This window comes from Microcoleus sp. PH2017_24_DOB_U_A (assembly GCF_020738205.1).
GTDB lineage: Bacteria > Cyanobacteriota > Cyanobacteriia > Cyanobacteriales > Microcoleaceae > Microcoleus.
Genome location: NZ_JAEQCT010000131.1, coordinates 1 through 22,228, shown reverse-complemented (window position 1 = coordinate 22,228; position 22,228 = coordinate 1). Strand labels below are relative to the sequence as shown.

18 protein-coding genes and 1 tRNA gene are annotated in these 22,228 nt (G+C 45.6%); 12 read left to right on the top strand and 7 right to left on the bottom strand.

All coding sequences use genetic code 11. The features are described 5' to 3' along the window. Positions 1 to 44 precede the first annotated feature (44 nt). The 3 genes from JGK07_RS29475 (at position 45) to JGK07_RS29465 (ending at position 1,788) form a co-directional block, all read left to right on the top strand. Complete coding sequence (locus JGK07_RS29475) at positions 45 to 371, top strand: hypothetical protein (protein WP_293184233.1); 327 nt, start codon at positions 45 to 47, stop codon at positions 369 to 371. A gap of 292 nt (positions 372 to 663) precedes the next feature. Then, positions 664 to 969 (top strand): RNA-binding protein, encoded by a 306-nt coding sequence (locus tag JGK07_RS29470; protein WP_293148182.1) that lies wholly within the window; start codon positions 664 to 666, stop codon positions 967 to 969. A gap of 357 nt (positions 970 to 1,326) precedes the next feature. Next, a complete protein-coding gene (locus tag JGK07_RS29465; protein ID WP_293184235.1) occupies positions 1,327 to 1,788 on the top strand; it encodes a phosphate-starvation-inducible PsiE family protein in 462 nt (153 codons plus the stop codon). 137 nt (positions 1,789 to 1,925) lie between these two features. Here the strand turns inward: JGK07_RS29465 and rimM are convergent, their stop codons facing one another. From rimM to glp, 4 genes are all read right to left on the bottom strand, one after another. Continuing rightward, entirely contained in the window at positions 1,926 to 2,573 is a 648-nt protein-coding gene (rimM, locus tag JGK07_RS29460) for a ribosome maturation factor RimM (protein WP_293213891.1), read from the bottom strand. A gap of 41 nt (positions 2,574 to 2,614) precedes the next feature. Beyond that, on the bottom strand, positions 2,615 to 2,716 hold the full coding sequence (locus tag JGK07_RS33325) for a hypothetical protein (protein WP_366934347.1): 102 nt from the start codon (positions 2,714 to 2,716) through the stop codon (positions 2,615 to 2,617). Positions 2,717 to 3,498: 782 nt separating this feature from the next. Continuing rightward, positions 3,499 to 4,131, bottom strand: coding sequence for a response regulator transcription factor (locus tag JGK07_RS29455; RefSeq protein WP_293148190.1), 633 nt, complete (start codon positions 4,129 to 4,131; stop codon positions 3,499 to 3,501). 251 nt (positions 4,132 to 4,382) lie between these two features. Continuing rightward, positions 4,383 to 5,654, bottom strand: a complete 1,272-nt coding sequence (glp, locus tag JGK07_RS29450) for a gephyrin-like molybdotransferase Glp (RefSeq protein WP_293243334.1) — start codon at positions 5,652 to 5,654, stop codon at positions 4,383 to 4,385. A gap of 111 nt (positions 5,655 to 5,765) precedes the next feature. Between glp and JGK07_RS29445 the strand changes: the two genes are divergently transcribed. The 3 genes from JGK07_RS29445 to cobO all read left to right on the top strand — a co-directional run bounded on the left by JGK07_RS29445 (position 5,766) and on the right by cobO (position 7,972). Further along, on the top strand, positions 5,766 to 6,389 hold the full coding sequence (locus JGK07_RS29445) for a hypothetical protein (protein ID WP_293197328.1): 624 nt from the start codon (positions 5,766 to 5,768) through the stop codon (positions 6,387 to 6,389). A 143-nt stretch (positions 6,390 to 6,532) separates the two neighbouring features. Continuing rightward, on the top strand, positions 6,533 to 7,111 hold the full coding sequence (locus JGK07_RS29440) for a Uma2 family endonuclease (protein ID WP_293197326.1): 579 nt from the start codon (positions 6,533 to 6,535) through the stop codon (positions 7,109 to 7,111). Between the two features lie 225 nt (positions 7,112 to 7,336). After that, positions 7,337 to 7,972: a cob(I)yrinic acid a,c-diamide adenosyltransferase gene (gene cobO, locus JGK07_RS29435; RefSeq protein ID WP_293148198.1), complete on the top strand. Its 636-nt coding sequence runs from the start codon at positions 7,337 to 7,339 to the stop codon at positions 7,970 to 7,972. Between the two features lie 113 nt (positions 7,973 to 8,085). Here the strand turns inward: cobO and JGK07_RS29430 are convergent, their stop codons facing one another. Beyond that, positions 8,086 to 10,746, bottom strand: coding sequence for a glycosyltransferase family 39 protein (locus JGK07_RS29430; protein ID WP_293197324.1), 2,661 nt, complete (start codon positions 10,744 to 10,746; stop codon positions 8,086 to 8,088). Between the two features lie 133 nt (positions 10,747 to 10,879). Between JGK07_RS29430 and JGK07_RS29425 the strand changes: the two genes are divergently transcribed. Further along, positions 10,880 to 10,952: transfer RNA gene (locus JGK07_RS29425), tRNA-Phe, on the top strand. Between the two features lie 65 nt (positions 10,953 to 11,017). On the opposite strand, the gene JGK07_RS29420 is transcribed toward JGK07_RS29425, so the two are convergent. Beyond that, on the bottom strand, positions 11,018 to 12,379 hold the full coding sequence (locus JGK07_RS29420) for a DUF4339 domain-containing protein (RefSeq protein ID WP_293184256.1): 1,362 nt from the start codon (positions 12,377 to 12,379) through the stop codon (positions 11,018 to 11,020). Positions 12,380 to 12,888: 509 nt separating this feature from the next. On the opposite strand from JGK07_RS29420, the gene ribBA reads away from it, so the two are divergent. From ribBA to JGK07_RS29395, 5 genes are all read left to right on the top strand, one after another. Continuing rightward, a complete protein-coding gene (ribBA, locus tag JGK07_RS29415) occupies positions 12,889 to 14,625 on the top strand; it encodes a bifunctional 3,4-dihydroxy-2-butanone-4-phosphate synthase/GTP cyclohydrolase II (protein WP_293192536.1) in 1,737 nt (578 codons plus the stop codon). A 27-nt stretch (positions 14,626 to 14,652) separates the two neighbouring features. After that, positions 14,653 to 16,092 carry a pentapeptide repeat-containing protein gene (locus JGK07_RS29410; protein ID WP_293197319.1) on the top strand — a complete coding sequence of 480 codons (1,440 nt, stop codon included), beginning with the start codon at positions 14,653 to 14,655 and terminating at the stop codon, positions 16,090 to 16,092. A gap of 549 nt (positions 16,093 to 16,641) precedes the next feature. Continuing rightward, positions 16,642 to 18,378 carry an ATP-binding protein gene (locus JGK07_RS29405; RefSeq protein WP_293184264.1) on the top strand — a complete coding sequence of 579 codons (1,737 nt, stop codon included), beginning with the start codon at positions 16,642 to 16,644 and terminating at the stop codon, positions 18,376 to 18,378. A gap of 912 nt (positions 18,379 to 19,290) precedes the next feature. Next, the gene (locus JGK07_RS29400; RefSeq protein ID WP_293184266.1) at positions 19,291 to 20,295 is read left to right on the top strand and encodes an RNA polymerase sigma factor, RpoD/SigA family; all 1,005 of its coding nucleotides are present in this window, start codon (positions 19,291 to 19,293) and stop codon (positions 20,293 to 20,295) included. 716 nt (positions 20,296 to 21,011) lie between these two features. Next, positions 21,012 to 21,563, top strand: coding sequence for a hypothetical protein (locus JGK07_RS29395; RefSeq protein WP_293184268.1), 552 nt, complete (start codon positions 21,012 to 21,014; stop codon positions 21,561 to 21,563). 196 nt (positions 21,564 to 21,759) lie between these two features. On the opposite strand, the gene JGK07_RS29390 is transcribed toward JGK07_RS29395, so the two are convergent. Continuing rightward, positions 21,760 to 22,228 (bottom strand): transposase (locus tag JGK07_RS29390; RefSeq protein ID WP_293184270.1); only part of this gene is annotated, 469 nt, incomplete at its 5' end.

The window sequence follows — 22,228 nt, the reverse complement described above, 5'->3', positions numbered from 1 at the left end:
TGGCTGAGGCACAATAGCAGGGTACTCTACAGCAATCAAGACCTTTGTCAGTCGATTTTCTATTTTTCGATTTTCCATTTTTTGATTTACTCCACAGATGCAATCTGGGAGTTGGAACTTTGGCGTTGGCCGTTCGCTTGTCGAAGGGTCTCAAATTTTGGGATCTCCACGACTTAAGTCCGGGGCTTGTACCTGTTTTTGGGCAAGGTTATCGAGTAATTTTGAGTTATTACCAGAAAGAATTGGTTGAAAGCCCGCCCGTCTTTGAGGGAGAAATTAAAATCAGACTATTCATTACTCCAATCCTCGGACTTCCAGGTAGAGGTCGCTCTCAAACAGTCAACAGTCAACAGTCAACAGTCAACTGTTGAAGCACCCGACAAGCTGCGTTCTCCCGCAGAGTTCGCGAATCAAGAAAATTAAATTTATTTTTTCTAGTTTTTCCTGCTTTATTCGGGGTTTTTCCTGATTCCTTGTTCCTGATTCCTGATTCCTGATTCTTTATTCCTTATTTTTAGTCGATCGAGCGGATCGGAAAAATTGCAGTTTGCACCTATAGGTGCTATGCTATTTTTATAAGGCTTTATTTTCGGCAGTACAGTTCGTTCGATCGGCGTTCCTCCGGATTTAAATCTCTACAACCTCGATTCTGGAGAATGTTCAATGTCAATCTATGTCGGCAATTTATCCTACGAAGTAACGCAGGAGCACCTCAACCAAACTTTTGGAGAGTACGGCACAGTAAAGCGCGTTCAATTGCCTGCTGACCGCGAAACAGGTCGGATGCGGGGCTTCGCTTTCGTAGAAATGTCTACTGAAGCAGAAGAAGCCGCAGCCATTGAGGCTCTTGACGGTGCTGAGTGGATGGGTCGCGACCTCAAAGTCAACAAGGCAAAACCCCGCGAAGAGCGCGGTTCTTCCAACAGCGGCAACTGGGGCAACAACGACCGCTCTTCTCGCCGCTACTAAACCACCCAAGCTAAAAATTTAGCTTGGTCGTGTGTTCGACAGGGCGAAAATGCAGTCAACAATCCTTATCTGTTGAGAATAAGTAGTTGATTGTGCGATCGTACCGTGTCTGAAAGTCCTCAAACTCTTGATAAGCTAGAGTTTGAGGTTTTTTTATTTGCAAAATTTCTGAATCGGGAAATGGACTGTGTGCGATCGATTTCGGAGCTGACCCGAAAGCCTGTAAAATATAACGGGCAGAAAAAATAACCTTCCTCAGACTCCGGTTTTCCGAGGGAAACAAGCAATCACAGAGTTTCGGGATTGCCAAGTGTACCGAAGAATGACAGAATGATCGACGATCGCTAAATCATCGGTATGCTGAAAAAACTATTTAGGCAAATTTCTAAGTTTGGCAGTGATGAACAATTTCTGCATTTTACAGAAAATGTAGAAGTCATAATATCCAAAATTTTATCGCTGGCGATGATTTTGGTAATTATAATCAGCGTTTGCGATTTGCTGATTTATTTAGCAAAAGAATTGTTTAACGACCACGAGAGTTTTTTATTAAAAGATACGTTGTTTGTCATATTCGGGTTGTTTTTAAATGTTTTAATTGCCCTGGAAATCTTGGAAAATATTACAGCTTATCTGAAAAAGCACGTAATTCAAGTAGAGCTAGTTATTGTAACTTCTTTGATAGCAGTATCTCGAAAAATAATCATTCTTGACCTAGAAAAAAAAACAGCAGCCGACTTGATTGGTTTAGCAGCAGCCATTTTTGCGCTTTCCATCAGTTACCTGATAGTGCGGTTTGCCAATAAAGCAAATGATTAATATTGGTCATTAGTCATCAGTCATTAGTAATTCGGAATTGGGAATTGTCATCAATAACTAATACCCAATCCGGCTTTGCTTGAAAAATCCTTTCCTTTCTTGTCTAGAAAAATGGGCGGTTGAAACCGCCGTCTTGCCTAGATGTCTTCCAATAAACCAGCAGGAGGCACAATTTCAATTCTGCCTTTCTCCAAGTCAACAATTGGCACAATCTCTTGCACAAAAGGAATCAAAACTTTCGTTGATTTAGGTTCTTTAACCCGGATTTTCCGTGGTTTGCGGGTATTTCTGGGGTCAGCATTTGCTGTGGGAGTTTCCGGGCGTTTTGGCTTAGCTACTCCTGGGGGGACAACTTCCGGCGCTGTGAGATTAGTTTCTACCTCTAAAAGGTCGTTACCTGCGGGGATAATATCGCTTACCTTACCTAGGATTTCCCCGGTTAACTGGTTAAAAACTTCCATACCAAGCAAATCTTGGACGTAAAACTCACCAGCTTCGAGGTAAGGTCGATCGCCCTTTTCGATTAACAACTTACAGCCCCGCAGCGCTTCAGCGCCATCGCGGTCTTCTACACCCTCCACCTCTACAGCATACAACCCTTTGCCTGGAATGTAGCGACCGCCCAAAAACTCGATCGGTTCCGGTTCACTTTTCTTAGGGCGCAAAAGCCACCGCCTCCCCGGTTCAATAAACCTTTCCGGGAAATCCGAATCGGGATAGACTCGCACTTCCCCGTATAAACCTTGAGCTGCTACAATTGTACCGATTTCTATCCACTCAGACATAAATTCTATTACTCAAATTGCTAATCATTAGTCATTAGTCATTAGTCATTAGTGGTAATTGGTAATTGGTAATTGGTAATTGGTAATTGGTAATTGGTAATTGGTAATTGGTAATTGGTAATTGGTAATTGGTAATTGGTAATTGGTAATTGCTAATTGGTAATTGGTAATTGCTAATTGGTAATTGCTAATTGGGTAATTCTCCCCCTCTCCCTCTCTCCCCCTTCTGACGGGTGTAGGTTTTTTGGTAAAAGCCTTATCCCATAAGAGTTTGAGATTTTAAGATGCAAAAGCCCAAAACCTTTGCACTGTCTAAATTTGCTGGGTTTTGCCAGGGGAAAACCTACACCTGTCAGCTCTCCCTTTCTCCCCATCTCCCCCTCTCCCCCTCTCCCTTCTTCCCTCTTTACCGAAAAATTGGGTTTAAAGCCTCGTCCTTCTAGGACGACTTTTCGAGAGTGTTCTGATAAGTTCGCCAACAATATCGGACTTGGTTCGACTATTCTGTTTGGCGTATTCCTCAAGCATATCCATCTGGGCCTCTGATACTCTGATGTACAATTCTTTCTTTGCCATTTTGTGTACAGATGTGGTACACTAATTATAGTGGATAGGGTAATCAACCACTTAAAAAACCCAGTCGCCGAGAGGCACACTGAACAAGAGAAAATTGAATCTATGCGGTTCTACTGCATTTTTCTAGACTCCACCTCGCAGTAGGTAAAAGATTCAGAGGAGCTAGACGAACAGTTTTTTTGAGACATATCGTTTCAAATTAAAAAAGAACTTGGAGCAATCCAACTAGGGTAGGGCATACCCGAAGTCGCTTGGGGAGAGTCCCACCTCGCTTGCTAGACACTGCAAGGTATCTAGGTTAAGTGGTCTCGTTGAGCCAAGAATCCCCGCACCTTAAGGTCGGGGAGTGTCAAACCAACCCACTTCTCAGTGCGACAACGGCTGCTTGCACGCGATCGTCCACAGCCAACTTATTCATAATACCGCGAACATGAGTTTTAATAGTATTTGGACTCAAATAAAGTGCAGCCGCTATCTCCGGATTGCTGTTACCTTCCACCATTAACTTTAACACCTCTAATTCCCGCTGTGACAATTGGCCAAAAGTAGTTGTAGAGGCTGGTGTAGGCGGTTTGAGGTGATCGATGACAGTCCGAGCAATTTGAGGATCGAGGTAAGTAGCCCCCTCTGCTGCCGCTGCAATCGCTGCTAACAGCCTGTCTACGGAAGCACCTTTAATACAATAAGCATCAGCACCGCTTGAAAGGGCAGCAATAATTTCAGTTTCAGCGGTATGAGAAGTTAACATTACCACTCTAACTTCCGGCAGTTGTGCTTTAATTTGCTGCGTCGCTGCTATGCCGTCCAGTCGCGGCAAACCGATATCCATTACAATAATATCTGGTTTCAGCTTCAGTGCGGCGGCTACGCCTAAATATCCATCTTCTGCTTGTCCTACTATTTCTATTTCTGGGGAATCGGCTAAAACTTGCTCTAATCCCAGTTGCATCATCGGATCGTCTTCAACAATTAGAATTTTCATTGTTAATTGGGAATGGGGAATTGGGAATTGGGAATTGGGAATTGGGAATTGGGAATTGGGAAGGGGGAATTGGGAATTGGGAATTGGGAATTGGGAATTGGTAGGTTCTCAACAATAACAAATAACTAATAACTGCCAACTGCCAACTGACTACTGACTACTGACGGGAGCATCTCTGTTTTGCATTTATTATAGTAATGAGATGCTCCCCAACTGCCAACTGTCAACTGACAACTGTCAACTGTCAACTGTCAACTAACTTTTAAAACTTCTACAAATTCACCAGGCAAAATCCAGGTTTCCGATGCGGGCAAAACTGCTAAACCAGTCGTATTTGCGAGGTTAATTAAATTTGCTGAATTTTGTCTGCCGCTTGCAGGTTCAAATTCCCAGAATCCGGCAACTAAATGTAGTTTACCCCAAACATAAGTTTCGCGCTTGCCTGGTGATCGCAATTCAACATCACATCGAGCCCGCACAAACTCCGGGCCCCAAGCATCCGCGCCCAGCCCAGACATCTTTCGCAAAGCAGGCACAACAAACCGCCAACAGCATACTAAAGCCGAAACTGGATTTCCCGGCAAACCAAAATAGAGACAATCCGAACTCGCAATCGGCAAATCTGATTTTTCTTCATCTCGTTTAAATGCAGCGACAGTCAAAGGTTTACCGGGCTTAATCGCCACAGAACTAATGTGAACTTTGCCTTGCAACTCCGCCAATATTTGCTCGATATAATCGTAATCTCCTACCGAAACGCCACCCGTAGAAAGCACCACATCTGCTGTCGAAATAGCCTGAGCGATTGCCTCCTTTAGCGCATCTTTACTATCAGGAATAATCCCCAATCGAATCGGTTCAAATCCCATTTGAGTCAACAACACTGTCAAAGCATACTGATTTGAATCTACCAGTTTACCGTAAGTCAAAGTTTTGTCTGGCGATACCAATTCGTCACCCGTAGAAAAAATAGCCACCCGCAAACGCCGATAAACTGGAACTTGAATGCACTGTGCAGTTGCTAATACTGCCATTTCTGGGGCGTTGATAACTGTACCCGGAGTTAGTAAATTTGTTCCTGCTTGATAAAAAGTGCCTTTGTGCCTGACAAATGCTTGTGGCTTTTCAGGAGAAACTAAGATAAAAATGCGATCGCCCTCACGCCTCGTTTCTTCCTGCATTACCACCGTATCAGCACCATCTGGCATCATCGCGCCCGTAAAAATTCGGGCTGCTTGGCCCGATTGCACGGTAGTTTGAGGCTGATATCCGGCTGGAATCTCCTCGACTACTTCGAGTACCGCAGGTTTTTCGGCGCTGCAATTTTCCACATCAGCAAACCGCACCGCATAGCCATCCATTGCCGAATTGTCCCAATAAGGAAAATCGAGGGAACCGGTGACGGGTGCAGCCAAAATGCGCCCCGATGCTGCCAACAAGTCTACAATTTCTACATCCCGCTGACTGTCGAGGGATTGCGCCAAATTTAGAACGATAGATTCTGCTTCTTTTACGGACAGCATCAGTGTCACCCAGTTTAACAAGACTCTTCTTAGTTTAGCAAATCAGCAGCTATAGTGGAAATGTATTTTTTGATTCCTCTGCGGTAAACCGTTTTTTGTCGTCCTTAGCTTATGACTATTTTTCGCTCAGCTTTTCGACTCAATTGTTTATCTCTATTTGTGGTGGGATTTCTGGTTGTCCTGACTCAACTTTCAGGCTTGCAAGTCAGCGATTTATTCTTTCACCCTTTTTTCTCCCCCAATCCCAATGTGGCTTTATTAACTCGAACCTTTCAAATCTTATGTGCTGTGCCAGTTATTGTTTGTAGCTTTAGCTATGGATTGGCTAAAACTATGCAACTGCGCCCTACGGAAACTCGATTTATTCTGTTCTCTGCTTTGTTGACAGGCGCATTTCTGCTCAATGAAATTTACAGGATTCATCTATATATTAGCGCCTTGGGAATTCCTAAGTTAGGAGTTAGTTTGTTGTACGCTATATTTGTGTTCTCCTACGGATGGTTTTTTCGGCGAGAACTACAGTCTACTCCCTACAAAATATTGTTGGCTGGGTTGGGATTGTTGTTTTTTGCGATCGGCATGGACGCGCTGAAGTTAGAAGGCAAGATCTTAGCTAGTTTATTAGAAGGGGTTCCTAAGTTATTGAGCGAAATCAACATTGCATTTTATTATTGGTATGTCTGCAAATCTTTCCTGGAAAAAAGTTTTCATAACAAGATGAACGCGTCATTATAACTTTGTGATATAATGCCAACACAAGTATTTCGCAAAATCTTCCGGCTTCAAAAATAGCATTCTCCGGTTTGCGATTTACACAACCTGCATCGCTCGGCCTTTATCTGCGGTTACAATAGTCCAAGTGCAGCCTCTAAAATATCATGCTAGCAGTTACTATCAACTTTAATGCGATCGCCCAAATCAACGACGACCAATTTTATCAACTGTGTCGCCAAAACCCCGAGGTCAAATTTGAACGCAACGCCCAAGGAGAAATAACCGTTATGTCACCCACAGGAGGAGAAACTGGAAATTACAATTTTGAAATATCTATTGATTTTGGAATTTGGAACAGACGAACTAAACTAGGAGTTTGTTTCGATTCTTCAACTTGCTTCAAACTCCCCAGCGGTGCCAATCGTTCCCCCGATGTTTCTTGGATTAAACAAGAAAGATGGGATGCACTCACTCCCGAAGAAAAACAAAAATTTCCTCCGATTGCCCCAGATTTTGTTTTAGAGTTAATGTCGCCGACAGACAGTCTAAAAGATGCTCAAGACAAAATGCAAGAATACATGGAAAACCAAGTAAAATTAGGCTGGTTAATCAACCGTAAAACGCGCAGAGTTGAAATCTACCGCGAAGGACAAGAAAAAGAAATTATCGAATGTCCCGCAGAACTTTCTGGAGAACACATTTTGCCCGGTTTCGTGCTAAACTGGCAAGCAGTATGGATGTAAATAGACATTCTGTACTGATCGGCGTTGATTTGGGTTCATCTGCGGTTAAAAGAAAAGAAATATCATGGAAACCAATACAGAAACAACTACAACGACGTGCTTATTAAATCAAGAGGGCTGAAGCCCAACAACGTACCTAATCTTTGTGAGAACCGCTATAACTAGACATTCTCCATTTATCAGCGTTGATTTGCGTTCATCTGCGGTTAAAAGAAAAGAAATATCATGGAAACCAATACAGAAACAACTACAACGACGGGCTTAACAGCCGAACAACACAAACAAAAAATGCAGCGCCGACAAGAAGTTCAGGCGCAGCGAATTGCTAATGCTGCTGAAGATAAAGGTTTGATAATTGTGAATACGGGTAACGGTAAAGGCAAAACTACGGCTGCTTTAGGCATGGTTTTGCGATCGCTCGGTCACGGCTACCGCGTCGCCATAGTACAATTTATCAAAGGAGCTTGGGAACCGGCAGAGAAAGCTGTTTTTGAACTCTGGGAAAATCAGCTAGAATTTCATGCGATGGGTGAAGGCTTTACTTGGGATACGCAGGATCGCGATCGAGATATTGCTACAGCTCAAAAAGCCTGGGATAAAGCTGTAACCTTTATCTGCAATCCTGAGTTTAGGTTGGTCTTGCTAGATGAAGTCAATATAGCATTAAAGTTGGGTTATTTGCAAGTCGAACAAGTGCTCGCAGCCTTAGAACAAAAACCCAAAGACTCTCATGTAATTCTCACCGGCAGAGGCGCGCCACCCGAATTAATTGAACGCGCCGATTTGGTGACGGAAATGACTTTGGTTAAGCATCCATTTCGAGAACAAGGTATTAAGGCTCAAGCTGGTATTGAGTATTAGTTTTGATTGCTAAGCTGTCGCGCAAATAAACATTGCATATTCGGGACGGGCTAGAAGCCCATCCCACAAGACTTGGATTATTTATTGACATACAGTTTAAATGCCGCAACAGCTTAAATCTTCAATTTTTTCAAGAATTGCAAATCTTGCCACGCTTGAATGACATTGCCTTGCATTAAAGCGGCTAAACCGTTTAAAATTCTAATTTCCGGTAGGTTGGGGTTGAGGGCGAGTGCGGGTTTTAAGGCTGTTTCAGCGGCTTTTGGGTGCCAGCCGTAAATCTGGACGAAGGCGAGATAAGCGTAAGCATAGGGGTTTTGAGAGTCTAGTTGGGTGACTTTTTCTAAAGCCGCGATCGCACTTTCGACATTTTGCTGCAATACTCTAGAAAATGCCAAAGCATAGGCGAATTCTAGATTGTTCGGTTCCTGCTTCAGCCGATATGCTAACGCTTGTTCCGCTTGTGCGGTATAATCTTGAGTTGGATCGTACTGATTGATCCGTCCAATCTGCTCGAATACTGGTTCTAAACCGGGCAATCCTTTGGGTAAATTAACCGCCATCGCCCGCAATTGAGTTACCAAATCTAACTCGGGCGTATCTTCATTTGCTGGGACTTGCTCGGCGATTTTCAATTTTTTATCGTTTTCGTTATCCGTGCGAGTCTGGGAAGCAATAACCTCGGGCTGAGCGTCGATTTTAAGCGTTACCTGCGGCACATTGATTGGATAAGTTTCCCCGGTTTTGCGATTGAGATAAGTCGCTTGCAGATTGTAACTTCCCGGTGCAATATTAGCAGGAGTTAGCATCGCCGTGCGATCGACTACTCGAAACCCCACAGCAAATTTATCGGCTTCCAGCATTCCCGGATGCAAAGTTGCCTGGCCGATCGCGCGATCGTGTAAAATCCTCACAGTCTGTCCCGGTGCAACATCGCCCGACTGCTGATTTTGCCACGTTAACAAGACTAAACCAGACTGCAACTGCTGCCAAGGCCCAGACCAAGTATAAGTCACCGGCAACGCTATACCGGGAACCGGTTTTGCCAAAACAGTCACCTGCTCTAATTGTACTTGCGATCGCGCTTCAGGCAACGGCTGTATTTCCACCGCGTGCAACTGCTTGCGGTAAAGATTCAAATTAGTATTGTCAGGCAAAACCCAACTTTTTTGCAAGTTAAACTTACCACCAGTTTCAATCGCCGCCACCGCTGCATTTTGAGCTTTTTTAATCCGTTCCCGAATCGAACCTTGCGGGCCAGTTTTGGTAACAAACCAAGAAAGCGATCGCACATCTTGTGGCACTTCTTTTAAATTCGTTCCCACCTGTCGCCCGTAAACCTGAAAATTCGCCAAAGCACCGTAATAATTCAAATTGTGCTGGTTAATTTCCGGTGTGGAAGGCAACACGCCCAAAGTCGATTGCAAATAAGGTTCGGTATCAATAATTTCGGCAATTACTTCTTGGTGCGGCCACTGTTTACCTAAATAAGGATAGCTAGAATTGCCGGGACTGACAACTTGAACGGAGTTGTTTCCCAAACCACCGCCCAGCGGCCAGATATGGAACAGCATCGCTAGGATTCCTAAGCCAATTGTTCCCCAACGAATTTGCTTTCCCCAACGCTGCGGCCACAGGGTTAAACAGTAGGCTAAAAATATTGCTAATATTGGTAAATAAGGTATCACATATCGGTCATCTTTGTTGATATTTAGGGAATTAATTAAATAAGCTCCTATCCAAAATACCCCCAGCCACCGACAGGAGTCAAGGTACAAGATTGACTGACTATCGGCTCGATTTCGCCAATAATAGAGTATAAATCCGACTAAGGGAATCAGTAACAGAGGCCAGGAAACGTGTTCTGGTAAGTGCTGAATATAGTAAATCCAAGCACCGATCGTATTCAGGCCCGGATCTCCTTCGGCGATCGCAGAATCGAACGTTGCCCGTTTTCCCCCGGTCAAAATTAACAGCCAATTGGTTTTTGCCCACGGGCCAAACACGGCAGCAGACAGCAACAATGCACCAGCTAATTGAGCTAATCTTCCCCATGCTTTTTGTCGCACTGCACCAACTGCTAACCACAGAATCGGTGTAAACAAAAATAATACTGTAGTGTGTTTAACTAATATTGATAACCCTAGAGAAATTCCAAAGGCGATCGCCCAGAAGAAAGATAATCGATTCAGGTAAAATATTTTACGATTTTCCTGATTTTTTCTCTCCGTTATATATACGGCAAAATCCGCTGCCGCATTTTCTTGTTTCTTCCACATTGTCAGACAATAGAAACAAAAAGTAATCGCAGCAGTTAGGGGGAAATCTAGCAAAAATTGCAAGCGGAAGCGATAAAGTCCCGGTAACAAAACGCAAATAGCAGCAGCCCATAAACCAACTTGTCGATTAAATAATTTGGTGCCCAAATTGTAGACTGAGGCGAGCAGAATAGCACTAAATAATAAATGAACGAGGGTTGCCCGATCGCCCCCAGTACCAAAAATATGCAGAAACGGCACCGTTAAGATGTACACCAAGGGCGGAATCTTCGTCGAAAGCAGCCAGAAACTTGTCCACCAGTCGCCGGAAAACCATTGAGGATGCTGCAACGCCTGTAAGTAATTCAGCGTGCTAGTGAGGTATTCTGCTTGATCCCAGGCGGGTACAGATCGATCGCAGGCAAACCAGAGGCGATCGCTAATTGCCCCCAGCAGCCAAATTATGCCTAAGATCAGCATACTCTTGCCCCGGCTGTCCCGATGTTCCTGTGCCATTGCGATTTTTGGATTTTAGCTTGCAGTTTTTAGCTTACAGGTGGGCGGTTCCGGGCGCTCTAAAAATTATTTTGAAAAAGTGCTTGCTAAATTCCGTATGTGTCTGCTAAGGTAGTTAAGCGTAAAAAAACAAGCCGAGATAGCTCAGTTGGTAGAGCAGTGGACTGAAAATCCACGTGTCCGGAGTTCAAATCTCCGTCTTGGCATCGCAAAGCCCTCACAAAGTTGAGGGCTTTTTATTGGGGAAAATGCGGGCAATGCAGTCAATTATTTATTTCTCAGTCAGAAACTGCGCTAATTCGGGAATTTCACCAGCGCGCTGCCACTCGGCTTCACCGCGGCGTACTTTGGTGCGATCGGTAATTTGCTGCACATCTCGCAACTGTCGCTTAGTATAAGGCCCCTCGGCTTTACCGCTGCGGAATACGTACCACTGAGCCTGCTGTGACTTAGGCTTTTTAGTTGCTGACGCAGGTTTTCTGACAGGCTTCATCCGAGCATCGCCGAACTCGGCTACAAGCTGGTTGAGCTCGACTTCAATTGGATCGGCGGCGGGTAAATTACGATCGCGCGAGCTCTTTTTGGCCTCGGGCTTACCCCTAGCAATTTCTACTTCGCGACGCCAACCCCAAAAATGCCACTGCGCCACCCAAACTAGCGCCACGGCAGATCCTAACATCTCTTCTTCTGTTTCTGACCATGTTGACGGCTCTCCAAACAGCACAGAACCGATCGCACCAAAGACGATCGCACTCAAATTGAAATAAATTAGGTAGGTAGTATCATTCGCCGCTAAATGCCAACTGGTTGTATGCCGAACCAAAGATTGAGTAGCTGCTGTTTTGTTGTGTTTCCAAGCTGTGCGAGCTTGAACCCGACTGTAACCAGGAGAGTGGGCCGGCCACCACTTCGCGGCCCAATTAACTAAATGCGCCGACCAATACTGCAAAGCTGCATATCCGACTATGCCACTGAGAAATACAGAAATAACTAATAGAAAGGTCGTCAGTGGCAGCAGTTGTTTTGGCACCATTGGCGCCGTCACAAAAGTCAGCACAAAAAACGGCATACCGGTTAGTGTTGGTACTAACAGAAGTTGCAATATTTTAAGCAATTGTGCATAGAAAATCCAGAGGAATTTGACCAGAATTTTCAGCAGCCTTGCAAAGCGGAAGTGATACAAATAAGCCGATGCGATCGCAGTTCCGATAATTAAAGCAACAATTGAGCCCGAAGAGTCCCTCAGCGGCAGCATCAAAAAGGCGATCGCCGGAATTCCCATGACGATCGCAGCCGGCAGCGTCGCAAATGCGATAAACCCTTCCCTCCAGTGCAGCCAAGGCGATACTGTTACTGTCGGCGGTTGGTTCTGGCTGCGACTTTCCACCCACTCAGCAAATTTAGCTAATCCCCAATGGTAGAAAGCAAATAACGGGATTTGGCACAACCAAGCAAAGGCGATCGCGCCTTCGTCATAACTCCTGATGCTGCGCCAGTACGCTGTGCTAAATCTGTAGGAGTAGTAGTAATATCCAGGCAGCAGTACCGAAACAATTAGCCAAAAGCCACTGCTTAATGCAAAACCTTTTGCCCATGATGCAGGAAGGGGGAGGAACTTCGGCCAGTTATTCATGAGAGGGACAATTGAGGCGGATATCAATATTGTCCCACTACACTTGAGCTTCCGCAATTGCTTTAGCCTTCAGACAAAGTATTGGTTCATCCTTGAACCTCCCTCAGACAGATCCATGTTTTAAGAATAGCGCTACATTCGGGCACTCTCGATCGCCCCAAAACCCTTCCTGATTACAAATCCGATCGCTTGTCGCTGCTTTCGTCATCGCCACAATTGCTAAATCAACAACTCAACCGCGCTTTGACGATCGCATTAATATCGAACAAATTCCGATTTAGAGTCAACATAATTTTCCTTCTCTTTCCCTAAAAGCCTCGGAATCTCGATCGAACTCATGAAATACTCTGGCAATTTTTGATTGACAAAAAGGATTATTTCTAGTATGCAAGCTCGAAAATGGTGTTAAACTCATCTGACTCGGAGAATCACCCAGCCGGAAACAACAGGCTACAATCAATAATAGATTCTATTTCCATAACAATACTGTTTATAGCTTGAACTCCTCAGTGCCCTACAACAACACCTCAACTCAATCCTTTCAATTTGACTCAATTGACAGCGCCCTGGCAGACCTGAAAGCAGGTCGGATGCTGGTAGTAGTCGATGACGAAAACCGCGAAAACGAAGGCGACGTGATTTGTGCCGCCCAATTCGCCACCCCCGACAATATCAATTTCATGGCAGTACAGGCCCGGGGTTTGATTTGTCTGGCATTGACTGGCGATCGACTCGATCGCCTAGAACTGCCTCTCATGGTCAGCAAAAACACCGACAACAACCAAACCGCCTTCACCGTCAGCATCGATGCAGTCAACGGCGTCAGCACCGGCATCTCCGCCGAAGACCGCGCCCGCACCATCCAAGTAGCCATCCACCCAGATACCAAACCTCAAGATTTGCGCCGTCCCGGTCATATTTTCCCGCTGCGGGCGATCGACGGTGGCGTCCTCAAACGCGCCGGTCACACCGAGGCCTCCGTTGACCTCGCCAGACTCGCCGGCCTCTATCCCAGCGGCGTCATCTGCGAAATTCAAAACCCCGACGGTTCGATGGCGAGGTTGCCCGAATTGATCGAATACGCCAAAACCCACAACCTCAAAATCATCAGCATTGCTGACTTAATTAGCTACCGCCTCAAGCACGATCGATTTGTCCGCCGCGAAACAGTCGCCAAATTGCCGACTGAATTCGGCGAGTTTACGATCTACGCCTACCGCGACACTCAAGACAATTCAGAACACGTTGCCATTGTCAAGGGCGACCCGGCAGAATTTAAAGACAAACCCGTGATGGTGCGGGTGCATTCCGAATGTCTGACCGGAGATGCTTTGGGATCCCTGCGCTGCGACTGTCGGATGCAACTGCAAGCAGCACTGAAAATGATCGAAAATGCCGGTTGCGGCATCATAGTTTACTTGCGCCAAGAAGGTCGGGGGATTGGACTGGTCAATAAACTCAAAGCTTACTCGCTGCAAGATATCGGATACGATACCGTAGAAGCTAACGAACGCTTGGGCTTTCCCGCCGACTTGCGGAACTACGGCGTTGGAGCACAAATGCTTAACGATTTGGGAGTGGAAAAAATTCGGTTGATTACCAACAACCCGCGAAAAATTGCCGGTTTGAAAGGTTACGGCATTGAAGTAGTCGATCGCGTCCCCTTACTCATTGAAGCCACAGATTACAACTCGATCTATCTGGCAACCAAAGCCGAAAAACTAGGTCATATGCTGCTGCAAACTTATTTAGTCACAGTAGCGATTCAGTACGAAACGAAGGAAGAAGGAAGAAGGAAGAAGGAAGAAGGAAAAGAGGAAGATTCGGCCATTCAAAATCGGTACGAACACCTTGAGAAACTGCGGCATTTGGTAGCAAGTCGCGATTTACTACTGCAAGAAGAAGCGCGGCCGGTGGGAATAGCCCTGTTCGGAGAAAGCTCCCTCATCGTTCACCTCGGCTTCGACCAGGCCGGACTCGCAGCCCCCGATTGGTACAAAGATCCAAACCATCCTTACGTCAGGGCGATCGGGCAAATTCTTGAATCTATCAGCACAGAGCCCGACTTGCAAACATTAGAATTCATGGTTTCCTCCGGCGCAGATCCGCTCAAAACCCTGCAAGTCCAGCTCGATCGCGAAAGCTTCCCCCTGGAACAAGTCGCGTCCGCCTGTGCGAAACTTCAACCTCAAAAAATCTATAGTTTTTCCGCTATTCCCGATTCTGCCCTCGGAATGTCAAGCTAAGGTCAAGACTAGAAAGGGCGAATCGATATGGAAATGAACGTTGGTGACTTTTTGCACCGGCTCGACCTCAGGGGACAACCGCTTAAAGGCACCAACCTCGGCGGTGCGGAACTCCGGGGAGCGAACCTCAGGGGAACAGACCTCCGAGAAACCAACCTGAGCGACGCAATTCTCAGGTATGCAGATCTGATCGAAGCCGATCTCACCCGCGCCAATCTTAGCGGGGCGGATTTAGCTGAGTCATTTCTGAATTTAGCCAACCTCACCAGAACCGATTTGACCGGTGCTGTCCTCCGAGAAGCTACTCTCGTGGGAGCAGAACTCACGGGAGCCAACCTCAAACAAGCAAGTTTGATCAAGGCCAATTTAGTTGGAGCCAATCTCCAGCAAGCCAACTTAACCAGAGCCAATCTCAGTGGAGCAGATTTGCGAGGCTCTCAGATGACTGGCGTTATTTTAGACAAGACAGTCTACAACAACCGGACAATGTTTCCCGACGATATTGACCCCGCTGCATTGGGAGCAATTTTGCTAGCTCCCAATGCCTCGCTCCCGGGCTTAAATCTGGCTATGGTAGATTTGACCGGAGCCGATTTAAAAGGGGCCGATTTGCGGCGGACAAACTTATATAAAGCTATTTTATTTGGAGCAAAGCTCGATCGGGCAAACTTAGCAGGAGCCAACCTCAGCGCAGCGGACTTGAGGGAAGCCAGTCTCAGCGGCGTCATTTTAGAAAAAGCTGTTTACAGCAACCAAACATTGTTTTCAGAAGGCATTGACCCCCGTCTGGGCGGAGCTTATTTAATTGCTCCCAATGTATCGCTGCAAGGGGTGAACTTAACCGGAGCCGACTTAAATGGGTCAGATTTAAGCGGAGCTAATTTGAGCGGTTCTAACTTGAGTTCGGTCAATCTCAAAAATGTAGACCTCAGTAAAGCTAGCTTAAAAAAAGCTTACCTCAAAGGTGCAAACTTGGAGGGAACAGACTTGAGAGGAGCTGATTTAAGCGGCGCAATTTTGCACCAAGTAAACTTGAGTTCTTCTGACCTCCGGGGTGTAGACTTAACAAGGGCTGACCTCAGTGGCGCTAATTTGAGCGATGCCGACTTGAGGGAAACAGATTTCACCGGAGCTACTTTGCTGTTCGCTAACTTGAGCGGCGCCGACTTGAGAGGTGTAGACTTGACAAAAGCCGACCTCAGCGGCGCGAAGTTAAACGAAGCTGACCTCAGAAAAGCAGATTTGATGAGAGTAAATTTGGAGGGAGCCGATTTAACTGAGGTAGACTTGAGCGATGCTCATTTATTCCGAGTTAATCTCAGAGGTGCTAACCTTAAAGGTGCAAATCTTAAAGGCGCAAGTTTAAAAGGGGTATCTTTGACTGATGCTTATTTGAGCGAAACGGATTTGACTGATGTAGATCTGAATCCGAGTTTCTTTGAACTACCATTAGAATCGGAATGGTAGTTGACAGTTGGCAGTTGGCAGTTGGCAGTTGACAGTTGACAGTTAGCAGTTGGCCGTTGCTAGTTGCTAATAATTACGAAATAACAAATAAACAAAAACGAATCACAACTGACGAATCACAACTAACAACTGCCAACTAACAACCCAACGACCCGCGAGCGGGGAAGCTGACAACTAACAACTAACGGGAGCATCTCAGTTTTGCATATAGTGCGAGCGTCCCCGCTCGCGATTATACTGCTCGCGATTATACTGCTCGCGATTATACTGCTCGCGATTATACTGCTCGCGATTATACTGCTCGCGATTATACTGTGCTCGCGATTATACTGCTCGCGATTATACTGCTCGCGATTATACTGCTCGCGATTATACTGCTCGCGATTATACTGCTCGCGATTATACTGCTCGCGAGCGGGGACGCTCGCACTATAATGAAAAATGCTTTTTTCAAAAATGAGATGCTCCCCAAATAACAAATAACAACTAACAAATAACAAATAACAACTAATAACTAACAACTGCCAACTGACAACTGACAACTGACTAATGATTAATGACAAACCGTTAGGCTCTGTTATTCAAGGTTCCCTCAGCAAGGGATTAGAAGTGCGACTGCACGCCGACGTTTCAGTGGAAGATATGAGGGTGGGGAAATTTTTAGTAGTGCGGGGGGTACGATCGCACTTTTTCTGTATGCTCACCGATGTGTCTCTTGGAACATCCAGCAGTCGGATTTTATCCAATCCTCCCAACCCCAACGACGATTTTCTCCTCGCAGTCCTCGCAGGTAGCAGCACCTACGGTACGATCGAGCTTGCGCCCATGTTGATGCTGACTGCGGAAAAAGAAAAATCTCAAGCCATCTTCAATCCCACAGGTAACGGAGTCCCCGATAAAAAGCTGGCTTTAGGAAATTTGGGTTCTTTTGAGCCGCAAAGTGGCGCCGATATGGAATTGCTGCCGGTGAAAACGATTCCCAGCCACTTTTCCCAGGTGTTTGATGCCAAAGAAACCGATTTTCGAGCGGTTTTTGGCTGGGAAGATGATCCATATCGCCGCAATTTTGCGATCGGCAAACCGATTGACATGGACGTGGCTGTGTGCTTGGACTTAGACAGATTTGTGGAACGCAGCAACGGAGTTTTTGGTAAGTCTGGAACAGGAAAATCTTTTTTGACGCGCTTGCTGCTGTCGGGCATTATTCGCAAGCAAGCTGCTGTCAATCTAATTTTTGATATGCACTCGGAGTACGGGTGGGAAGCGGTTTCCGAAGGAAAACAATTTAGCACTGTTAAAGGTTTGCGGCAGTTGTTTCCCGATAAAATACAGATTTATACTCTCGATCCAGAGTCTACAAAGCGCCGGGGAGTCCGCGATGCTCAAGAGTTGTTTTTGAGTTTCGAGGAAATTGAAGTGGAAGATATCTCGCTAGTCCAGCGGGAGTTAAATTTGTCGGAAGCTAGTATCGAAAATGCGATCATTTTGCGAAACGAGTTGGGTAAGGGTTGGATCAATAAGTTGCTGGAAATGACCAACGAAGATATTCAAATGTTTTGCGAAGAAAAGCGGGGAAATAAATCTTCGATTATGGCTTTGCAGCGGAAATTAGAGCGTTTAAATGATTTGAAATACATTCGCAAACGCTGTCCCAAAAATTATGTCACTGAAGTTTTGCAGTGTTTGGATAGTGGGAAAAATGTAGTAATCGAGTTTGGTTCGCACTCGGATTTGCTGTCATATATGTTAGCAGCAAATGTGATTACTCGCCGGATTCACGGAGCTTACGTGCGGAAAGCTGAGAAGTTTTTGATGAGTAAAAATCCGTGCGATCGCCCGCAACCGTTAGTGATTACCATTGAGGAAGCCCACCGCTTTCTGGATCCGGCGATCGTGCGATCGACTATTTTCGGTACGATCGCCCGCGAAATGCGAAAATACTTCGTAACTCTGCTGATTGTAGACCAGCGTCCCTCCGGTATCGACGGCGAGGTGATGTCGCAAGTCGGCACGCGGATCACGGCTTTGCTAAACGACGATAAAGACATCGATGCTATCTTTACGGGCGTTTCTGGAGGCCAGAGTTTGCGATCGGTTTTAGCCAAACTCGACTCCAAACAGCAAGCTTTAGTTTTGGGGCACGCCGTACCGATGCCGGTAGTTGTCCAGACTCGTCCCTACGATGAGCAATTCTACAAAGAAATTGGGGATATTGACTGGCAAGAAATGCCGGATGAACAAGTGTTTGCTGAGGCAGAATCTGCTAAAATGGATTTGGGATTTTAGATGAGACAAGATTGCTTTCCCAAGCTGTCCAATCTGAAAATAATCTGCGTTTATCCGTGTTTATCTGCCTTGCATCTGCGGCCCGGCGATCGAAGATTTATGCAAAAATTCTAATAACAACCAACTGTCAAGCGGTCAACTGTCAACTGTCAACTGTCAACTGTCAACTGTCAACTGAATGAAGCAAGGGCTTTTGCCCTCACACCCGTCACCCCTCATCCCTAACTTCATAAAAATTGGATAAGGTTAAATATTGTTCAGTCGATCGGCAAAATTTAACTCAAATAGCCAAACATCCCGCTCTTAATATATCTTTACTCACTGACAGCAAAAGTTGATTAGCATATTTAAATAAAAATGTCAAGAAATATTTTAAACGGTAAGTCGCAGCGAATACGGCGATCGAGTTCGGTTATCTCGCATCGCAGCATCTAGGCAGCGAGAAAAATTCAAGCGATGATGGAATAGAGAGCAAAATAAAGCCCTCGAATTGCATGAGTCTGTTTGCATGAGCGTGTTTGCTTGAGTCTGTTTGCATGAGTATTGTGAAGTTGAGTTGCACTTAAAACTAGCAGGGAATTGAAAACCTTAAGGAAAAATGTAGAATCTTGACCTTAAGACAGAGGTTTTTACCCTTTACGAGCCTCAAAATTTGGAATAATATTGAGAAAAGTAAACTCAAATTCACTTCGCCTAGAACTAGCCGTTAAAGCTAGCAAGCTACGGAAAATCGACGGGGATTACTGGACAATCAAGCACAAAAGTAATCCAAAACAACAAGCTTCTACCGATCGTCACCGATAAACAGGAGGGGTAACATCCCCCCTGTCGCAGTCTTTATCCCACTTGTAAAAGTGGGACAGGGTATCACCAACTTTTTATCTGTTGTTACAAGGAGTGCAATACTCACCCATGTCCACTACCACCCCCAAAACCAAAACAGTGAAAGCCGATCGCATGGGCAGCCGGCCATACTCCTCAACGGATACGGTTCGTACCTATCTGCACGAGATCGGTCGAGTACCCCTGCTAACCCGAGAAGAAGAGATTGTTTTCGGGAAGCAGGTACAGCAAATGATGAAATTAATCGAAGCAAAACAAGCGCTTGCTAAAGAATGGCAGCGAGATCTGACGAATGAAGAGTGGGCTGCCCAAATGGAGTTGACCGAAGCCGAACTGAACCGGATCTTGCAGTTAGGGCGGCGCGCCAAGCAAAAGATGATTGAAGCGAATTTGCGCCTAGTAGTTGCGATCGCCAAAAAATACCAGAAACGCAATATGGAATTCTTGGATTTAATTCAAGAAGGCACCCTCGGTTTAGAACGGGGAGTCGAAAAATTTGACCCGATGCGGGGATACAAATTTTCTACCTATGCCTACTGGTGGATTCGCCAAGCAATCACTCGCGCGATCGCCCAACACGCCCGCACCATTCGATTGCCAATTCACATCACCGAAAAACTCAACAAAATCAAAAAAGTGCAGCGGGAACTCACCCAGCAGTTGGGCCGTTCTCCCTCGCCTGCGGAAATTGCCACCGCCCTGGAACTGCAACCTTCCCAAATTAGGGAATACCTGCTGATGGCAAGACATCCAGTTTCTTTGGACTTGCGCGTAGGAGATAACCAAGATACGGAACTGCAAGAACTCTTAGAAGACGAAACAGCATCTCCAGACAACTACATTACTTCGGAATTGCTGCGGCAAGACCTCAATACCTTGATATCAGAACTGACCCCCCAGCAACGAGATGTGATTGTTCTGCGCTTTGGTTTGGAAGACGGCACCGAAATGTCTCTGGCGAAAGTCGGAGAACGGCTGAATCTCAGCCGCGAACGGGTGCGGCAGCTAGAACATCAAGCCCTCGCCCACCTGCGGCGGCGTCAGTCTCAAGTCCGAGAATATTTGGCTAGTTAGTCACTAAAAGAGTTGAGATTTTCTCCAAATCTCAACTCTTTTTTTGTGCAGGCGCCTCCGGGAAGGATACTTTTATCCCAAGCAATTTTGAAGTGATATCATGTCCGGTCGATCGACCAAAATAAGTAAAGTTCGTAGTGCGGACTTCAGTCCGCTTTTTGGCCAATTGACCAAAATAAGTAAAGTTCGTAGTGCGGACTTCAGTCCGCTTTCTGGCCAATTGACCAAAATAAGTAAAGTTCGTAGTGCGGACTTCAGTCCGCTTTTTAGATGCGGACTGAAGTCCGCACTACGAACCCTTTTTGTGATGGTCATGCACTGGACACGATCTGAGTGAGGTACAGATAGTAATACCATTTTTTTAAAGTTATGACAGACTTTTGCAAACAAGGGAAACGAGAGAATTACAACGTCTTGTCGTCCTTTATCTCTATCTGATCTTTAGAAAAATGGTATAATGGGTAATTGGTAGGCTGACGAGTACAGAAGAGAGATTTGAAAAGCGCTATATTTAAGATGTCGATCGATGATTGTTGTGGGATGGGCGGGAGAGCCCGTCCTTTCTGCACGGGCTCTCCCGCCCATCCCACAAATTTGCTTAAGTTATTTAATTTCTATTCCTAATCTGAGATTTGAATTTAGGAACCGGGCGGGCGATCGAAAATTCAAGTTAATATTCAGCGCCCGGCCAAATACCCGGTTTCTGTACGATCTGCTTGAAACAGGTACAAGAAGGGCAGCGCAGCAGCTATTTGAAACTTTGGGGCAAGGAAGTGGTTTTGACTTATTCGATCGTATTAACAAGCACTTTAGAGGCGATCGCCCTTGCTCTCTCGCCCGGTAACTTCAGCATCGAATTTCCCCTAGGCGAGGCACAGCAATCGGACATCAAATCCGGCCTTTTCACCTCCCAATCCCTCCCAAATGCTGCGCCAGATACCGCTAGCACAGGTTTAGCAGAGGGTATATACCTCTACGGCCAGTCGAGCCAGCCCGATCGAATTAAAAAAGAATATTTTGTATTTGAAATGCGACAGAGTAAAGTAGTCGGCGCTTTTTACCTGCCTCGGTCTGCTTTTTACTGTTTTTACGGCACTGCGGAGCGAACTCAGTTAAATTTAACAGTAGTGGACACTTACGACGGCAGTCGCTCTCCCTACTCCGTAAACCTGCAACAGTATTACCCTATTTGGGCCGTCAGCGACAACGATCGGCGCATTTTAGGTATTTGCAAGGAAGCTCACAAACAGCAGGTTTGGGGAAATTAATACTATTTTCGATTTTCGATTGGGGATTAAAGAATTGGGAATGATTTACTGCATAAGAGTTTGGAGTTTCCCTACAGTTGCATTCATTGGTGAAAATCGTCTAACCAATACCTGCGCGATTTTCTTGGTTTCTTGGGTATATTGACACTCCCCTGCCTAAAGGCGAGGGGATTCTTTGTTCATAGACTCAACTTGCTCAGACAGGATTTCTGAGCGTCAAAGTAGAGGTCGAATCTCCCAAAGCGTTCGGGTTTAAGACCCAAGTTCCGGTATGCCCTACCGTACTCAAGGCTAATTTCAGAATATTAATCGCTGCGTTCCAATCCCTATCCATAACAAACCCACATTCACAAGCGTGGGTTCTTACGGATAGGGATTTTTTTACGATTGCACCGCAATTTGAACATTTTTGCGAAGTATAAGCAGGATTGACTGCGACAGTTACCCTGCCAAACTTTACGCCAAAATACTCCAACCACTTTCTGAATTGATACCAACCAGCATCGTTAATTGATTTAGCGAGACAGTGATTCTTTACTAGATTCTTTATTCTCAAATCTTCATAGGCGACCAAATCGTTAGATTGGATTACGCAACGCGCCAGTTTCTTAGCGTGTTCTTCACGTTGCCGACTTATTTTGAGGTGTACTCGTCCTAATCGATTA